The organism is Umezawaea endophytica (genome assembly GCF_025061645.1).
In the GTDB taxonomy this organism is placed as follows: domain Bacteria; phylum Actinomycetota; class Actinomycetes; order Mycobacteriales; family Pseudonocardiaceae; genus Umezawaea; species Umezawaea endophytica.
In genome coordinates this window covers 22,605-29,729 of sequence record NZ_JANYMP010000033.1, presented here as the reverse complement: position 1 = coordinate 29,729, position 7,125 = coordinate 22,605, and the positions used below count along the sequence as shown (strand labels likewise).

Annotated in this window: 2 protein-coding genes; both read left to right on the top strand. The window is 75.3% G+C overall.

Translation table 11 applies throughout. The features are described from left to right. Positions 1 to 10: 10 nt before the first annotated feature. Positions 11 to 5,893 carry a type I polyketide synthase gene (locus tag NZH93_RS42270; protein ID WP_372506990.1) on the top strand — a complete coding sequence of 1,961 codons (5,883 nt, stop codon included), beginning with the start codon at positions 11 to 13 and terminating at the stop codon, positions 5,891 to 5,893. After that, entirely contained in the window at positions 5,890 to 7,092 is a 1,203-nt protein-coding gene (locus tag NZH93_RS42265; RefSeq protein WP_259628964.1) for a cytochrome P450, read from the top strand. Before NZH93_RS42270 ends, NZH93_RS42265 begins: the two co-directional genes overlap by 4 nt. Positions 7,093 to 7,125: the final 33 nt, after the last annotated feature.

The following is a 7,125-nucleotide window of genomic DNA, read 5'->3' as shown; positions in this document are numbered from 1 at the left end:
ACCGATGGCTGTGCCTGACAAGATCGTCGAAGCCCTGCGGAAGTCGTTGCAGGACAACGAACACCTGCGGGCCGAGAACAAGGCGCTGGCGGACGCCGCGCACGCCCCGGTGGCGATCGTCGCCGCGGCGTGCAGGCTGCCGGGCGGCATCGACACCCCCGAGGCGCTGTGGCGGCTGCTGGCCGAGGGCGGTGACGCCGTCGGACCGCTGCCGACCGACCGCGAACGACCGGTGCGCGACGACCTGCGCGGCGGGTTCCTGCGCGACGCCGGGCACTTCGACGCGGGCTTCTTCGGCATCTCCCCGCGCGAAGCGCTGGCGATGGACCCGCAGCAGCGGCTGCTGCTGGAGACGTCGTGGGAGGCGTTCGAGCGGGGCGGGTTCACGCTGCCCGCGCTCAAGGGCAGCCGGACCGGCGTCTACGCGGGTGTCATGGGCACCCACTACGCCCACGTGTCGGCCTACGACCTGCCCGAGGGCGTGGCGAACTTCGTCACCATGGGCACGCAGGTGAACGTGGCCTCCGGCAGGCTCGCCTACGCGTTCGGCCTGGAGGGCCCGACGGTCACGGTCGACACCGCGTGCTCGTCGTCGCTGGTCGCGCTGCACCTGGCCACGAGTGCCCTGCGCGCGGGGGAGTGCGACCTCGCGCTCGCCGCGGGCGCGACCGTGCTGCCCGATCCGTCGGAGTACCTGAACGCCGCGTCCGCCGCGGGCGCGCTCGCCCCGGACGGTCGCTGCAAGTCGTACGCCGACGCCGCCGACGGCACCGGTTTCAGCGAGGGCGTGGTGGTGCTGCTGGTCGAGCGACTGGCCGACGCGCTGCGCCACGGGCACCCGGTGCTGGCCGTCGTGCGCGGCTCGGCGGTCAACTCCGACGGCGCCAGCAACGGCCTCAGCGCCCCCAACGGCCCGTCGCAGCAGCGCGTCATCGCGAGCGCGCTGGCCGACGCCCGACTCCGACCGTCCGACGTGGACCTGGTGGAGGGCCACGGCACCGGCACCACGCTGGGCGACCCGATCGAGGCTCAGGCCGTGCTCGCCGCGTACGGCCAGGACCGCGCCGACCCGGTGTGGTTCGGCTCGCTCAAGTCGAACATCGGCCACACCCAGGCGGCCGCGGGCGCGGCGGGCGTGCTGAAGGTCCTGCTGGCCCTGCGGCACGGGACCATGCCGTCCACGCTGCACGTCGACGCGCCCACCCGCCAGGTCGACTGGGGCGGCGGCAAGGTCTCGCTGCTCACCGGCAACCGCCCGTGGCCCCGAGGTGACCGACCCCGTCGTGGCGGGGTGTCGTCGTTCGGCGCGAGCGGCACCAACGCCCACGTGGTCCTGGAGGAGCCCCCCGCACCGCGGGAAGGGCCCACCTCACCCGCCGCGCCGCCGGTCGCCGTGCCGTGGCTGCTCTCCTCCCGCACCGAACGCGGCCTGGCCGACCAGGCCGCCCGGCTCGTCCCGCACGTCAACTCGGACCCCGCCGACATCGGGTGCGCGCTCGCCCTCACCAGGACCCACTTCGAGCACCGCGCCGCCGTGCTCGGTCCGGACCACGCCGGCGCGCTGGCGGCCTTGGCGGCCGGCCGGACCACCGGCCTGGTCACCGGCCGCGTCCGCCGCGGCGGGCGGGTCGTGTTCGTGTTCCCCGGCCAGGGTTCGCAGTGGGCCGGGATGGGCGCGGACCTGCTCGGCACGTCCCCGGTCTTCGCCACCCGCCTGGCCGAGTGCGAGAAGGCGTTCGCGCCGCACCTGGACTGGTCGCTGACCGACGCCCTGCGCGACGGTCGCCCGCTCGACACCGACGACGTGGTGCAGCCCCTGCTGTTCGCCGTCATGGTGTCCCTGGCCGAGGTGTGGCTCTCCCACGGGCTGCGGCCCGCCGCGGTGGTCGGGCACTCGCAGGGCGAGATCGCCGCGGCCTGCTTCGCGGGCGCGCTGACGTTGGAGGACGCCGCGCTCGTCGTGGCCCGCCGCGGCCGTGAACTGGCCGCGCTGGCCGGTCTGGAGGGCATGCTCTCGGTGTCCGCGTCGCCGGACGAGGTGGGCCGCCGCCTGGCGGGCAGGCCCGCGCTGTCCGTGGCCGCGCGCAACGGCCCCGAGTCCGTCGCGGTCTCCGGACCGATCGGCGACCTGGAGGACCTCGCCGCCGCGCTGGCGGCCGAAGGCGTCCGCACCCGCCGCATCCCCATCGGCTACGCCTCGCACTCCCCGCAGGTGGACCGGATCCACGACCGGCTGCTCGCCGTGCTCGCCGACATCCGCCCGCAGGTCCCGCGCGTCCCGTTGCGCTCCACCGCGACCGGCCGGTGGGTGCGCGACGCCGGTCTGACCCCGGACTACTGGTTCGCCAACGCCCGTCAGCCGGTCGACTTCCTGGGCGCGGTCCGCGACCTGCTCGACTCCGGCCACCGCACGTTCGTCGAGTGCGCCCCGCACCCGGTGCTGGTGCCCGCCGTGCTCGACACCGCCGAGGACGCGGGTGAGGACGTCATCGTCGTCGGCTCACTGCGCCGCGACGACGGCGGAGCGGACCGGATGACCCGGTCCCTCGCCGAAGCCCACGTGCAGGGCGCGCCGGTGGACTGGGCGCCGCTGTTCGCGGGCACCACCTCCCGCCGGATCCCGCTGCCCACCTACGCCTTCCAGCGCGAGCGGTACTGGCTCGGCCCGGCCGTTCCCACCGGTCCGTCCTCCCACCCGCTGCTCGGCACGCTGGTCGAGCTGGCGGGCGGTGGCACGGTGCTCACCGGCGTCCTCTCCCCGGCCACCAGCCCGTGGCTGGCCGACCACGCCCTCGGCTCCGTCGCGGTCCTGCCCGGCGCGGCTTTCGTGGACCTGGTCGTCCACGCGGGCGGCGCCACCGTCGACGACCTCACCGTGCAGGCCCCGCTGGTGCTCCCCACGACCGGTGAGGTGACCGTCCAGGTCCGGATCGGGCCGCCCGGCGAGGACGGCGTCCGCGAGGTCGGCGTCCACTCCCGCCGGGAGACGGCCGAGTGGACCTCGCACGCGACGGGCACGCTGTCCGCCACCCGCGACCTCCCGGACGGGCTCGGCGAGTGGCCGCCCGCGGGGGCCGAGCCGATCGACCTGGCCGGGCGCTACGAGGACTTCGCCGCTGCCGGTGTCCACTACGGACCCGCGTTCCGCGGCCTGCGGTCCGCGTGGCGGCACGGCGACGACGTGCTCGCCGAGGTCGAACTCCCCGAAGGCCTGCGCGCCACCGGGTTCACCGTGCACCCGGCCCTGCTGGACGCCGCCCTCCAGACCGTCGGCCTCCTGCCGCCCGGCACCGTCCCGGAAGGCGCGCTCCCGTTCGCCTTCGGCGGTGTCACCGTGCACGCGCCGGGCGCGACGAGGCTGCGGGTGCGCACCCGGCCCACCGGTGCCAGGGGCGAGGTGGCCGTCGAGGCGTTCGACGTCGACGGCGACCCGGTCCTCACCGTCGACTCCCTCGTCGTCCGCGAGGCGAGCGCGCCAACCGCGACGGACTCCCTGTTCCGGCTGGAGTGGCGGCCGGTCCCGCTGCCCGCGCCCGACCCGGCGTTGACGTGGGCGACCCACGGCGAGATCCCCGACCAGGCCCCCGACGTCGTGGTGCTCTCCCTGGTCGACCGCCCCGCGGGTGACATCGCGGCCGACACCCACCACGCCGTGCGCTTCGTGCGGGACGCGCTGCGCGCCTGGCTGGCCGACGACCGGCTGGAGCAGGCCACCCTCGTCGTCCTCACCAGCCGTGCCGTCGCCGCCGACCCGGCCGAGGACGTCCTCGACCTGCCCGGCGCGGCGGTCCGCGGCCTGCTCCGCGCCGCCCAGTCCGAACACCCGGACCGGTTCGTCCTGGTCGACGTGGATACGGCCGCCGACGCCCCGCTCGCCGCCGCGCTGGCCACGGGCGAACCCCAGATCGCGGTCCGCGCGGGCGAACTGCGCGCACCCAGGCTGACCAGGGCCGTGGCGGGTGGCGAGCACGGCGGCTTCGACCCGAACGGCACCGTGCTCATCACCGGCGGCACTGGAGCGCTCGGCGTCCACCTGGCCCGGCACCTGGTCGCGGCCCACGGCGTCACCCGGCTGCTGCTGGCGAGCCGTCGAGGCGCGGTGCCGGCCGAGTTGGCCGGGCTGGGCGCGCACGTCGACGTCGTCGCCTGCGACGTGGCCGACCGCGACGCCGTGGCCGCGCTGCTGGTCGCGATCCCGGCCGAGCACCCGCTGACCGCCGTCGTGCACGCCGCCGGTGTCCTGGCCGACGGCCTCGTCGAGGACGTCGACGACGCCCGCACGGACCTCGTGCTGCGGCCCAAGGTCGATGCCGCGCTCCACCTGCACGAGCTGACCCGTGGCACTGATCTGGCGGCGTTCGTGCTGTTCTCGTCGGCCGCGGGGGTGTTCGGCAGCCCCGGCCAGGGCGACTACGCCGCCGCCAACACCTTCCTGGACGCGCTGGCCCACCACCGCCGTGCCGTCGGACTGCCCGCCCAGTCCCTCGCCTGGGGCACCTGGGACGTCGAGGACGGCGTGGTCGGCGACCTCGACGCGGCCCAGCGGGAACGGCTGCGCCGCTTCGGCAGGCCGCTCGGCCCGCCCGAGGCGCTGGCCCTGTTCGACGCGGCCCTCGCCGACGGCGCGCCCCTGCTCGTCCCCACCCGGCTGGACCTGCCCCGGACCCGCGCCGACGACGTGCCGCCACTGCTGCGCGCCCTCGTGCGCGGCGGTTCCACCACGGCCCCGCGCCGCCGCGTCACCGACCTGGACGGCCCTGCCCTGCGGGACGCGGTGTTCGGCCAGATCGCCGCGGTACTCGGGTATCCGGGCCCGGAGGCCGTCGTCGGCGACCGCGGTTTCCTGGAACTGGGCCTCGACTCCCTGACGGCGGTCGAACTCCGCAACGGCCTGAGCAAGGTCACCGGGCTGCGGCTGAAGGCGACGGTCGCGTTCGACGCGGGCACCCCGGACGAACTGGTGCGCTCGCTGACGCGGGTGAGCAAGCCCGCGCCGCCGCCCCCGCCCGCCGTCGGCGACCCGATGGACGCGCTCGACGGGCTGTTCCGGCACGCCTTGAGCCTGGGGCACCGCAAGGTCGGCCAGCGGCTGGTCCGGGAAGCCGCCCGGCTGCGCCCGATGGCCACCTCACCCGACCAGTGGCCCGCCCTGCCGCAGCCGGTGCACCTCGCCGACGGCCCGGAACGCCCCGCGCTGGTCTGCTTCTCCTCCATCGTGGCCATCGCGGGCGCCCACCAGTTCGCCCGCTTCGCGGGCCGGTTCCGCGGCGTGCGGCCGTTCCTGGCCTTCGACGTGCCCGGCTTCGGCCCCGGCGAACTGCTGGCCGCCGACGTCGACACGCTCGTCGGGGCCTACGCCGACGTCATCGCCGAGCAGGTCGGAGGACCGTTCGTGCTGCTCGGCAGCTCGTCGGGCGGCTACCTCGCGCACGCCACCGCCACCGCGCTGGAGGCCCGCGGCGTGCGGCCGACCGGCGTGGCGCTGCTGGACACCTACCTGATCGGCGACCCGACGATCATGCGGGACCGCGTCCAGGAGTTCCTGATGGGCGGCATGTTCGACCGCGAGGACCAGTACGTCCGCATGGACAGCGGCAGGCTCACCGCGATGGCCTGGTACGGCGGTCTGTTCGAGGACTGGACGCCCGGACCGTGCGCCGCGCCGCTGCTGCTGGTGCGGGCCTCCGAGCCGCTCGACGGCATGACCGACGACCCGGAGTCCGACGACTGGCGGGCGAGCTGGGACGGCGCGCAGACCGTCGTCGACGTGCCCGGCAACCACTTCAGCATCGCCGAGCAGCACCTGGAGCACAGCACCGCCGCCGTCGAGGGGTGGCTGCGCACGCTCGACCCCGTTTCCCCCACCACACCCGAAGAAGAGGTCACCGCATGACCGAGTCCCCGTCCGCCCCCGACCTCTCCGTCCGGCGGGGCTGCCCGTTCGGCGAACCCGACGGCAACGCCGAACTCCGCGCGGGGGGACCGGTCACCCGCGTCCGCCTCGGCTCCGGGAAGGACGCGTGGGCCGTGTGGACCCACGCCGCCGCCCGCGAACTGCTGCTGTCGGACGCGTTCAGCGTGGACCGCAAGCTGCCCAACTACCCGTCCCTCGTCCCGTACAACGTGGACGTCGGGTTCCGCGCCTCGATCGGCGAGATGGACGCGCCGGAGCACGGGGCCGCGCGCCGCGCCATCAACGGCGAGTTCACCCAGCGCCGCGTGGACACCATGCTCGCCGACATGCAGAAGGTCGTCGACGAGCTGATCGACGCCATCCTCGACGGCCCCGGCACCGCGGACCTGGTGCCCGCGCTGGCGCTGCCGGTGCCGACCACGCTGATCTGCGACCTGCTCGGCGTGCCGGACGCCGACCGCGACACGTTCCGCGTCCGCTCGTCCACCATGATCGACCTGTTCACCCCGCCGCAGGAGCGGATGGCCGCGATCGGCGCGCTGCTCGGCTACATCGACCAGCTCGTCACGGCCAAGGAGGAGGACCCCTCCGACGACCTCATCGGCCGCCGCGTCCGCAAGGCCCGCGAGGACGGCGACGGCACCGACCACCAGTCGCTGGTGGAACTCGCGCTCACCCTGCTGGTCGCCGGGTTCGAGAGCACCGCGAACCAGATCTCCCTCAGCATCGCCGCGCTGCTCCAGCACCCCGACCAGGTGGCGCTGCTCCAGCGCGAGCCGGAGCGCTGGCCCGCCGCCGTGGAGGAACTGCTGCGCTATTGCAGCATCCTCAACCCCGTCTCCTACCGCGTCGCGACCGACGACGTCACCATCGCGGGCGTGACCATCGGCCGGGGTGACGGCGTGGTGGCGCTGGGCCCGTCGGTGAACCGCGACCCGGCGGTGTTCACCGACCCCGACCGGCTCGACGTCGAGCGCGCCACCGGCAAGCACCTGGCGTTCGGGTTCGGCGCGCACATGTGCATCGGCCAGCACATGGCCAGGGCCGAGCTGCGGATCGTCCTGGAGACCCTCTTCCGCCGCGTGCCGGGACTGCGCCTCGCCGTGCCCGCCGACGAGCTGTCCTTCAAGGACGAGGCCGCCGCGTACGGGCTGAACTCGCTGCCCGTCACCTGGTGACCGGGGCCACCGCGCAGATATCGGGGCGCTACG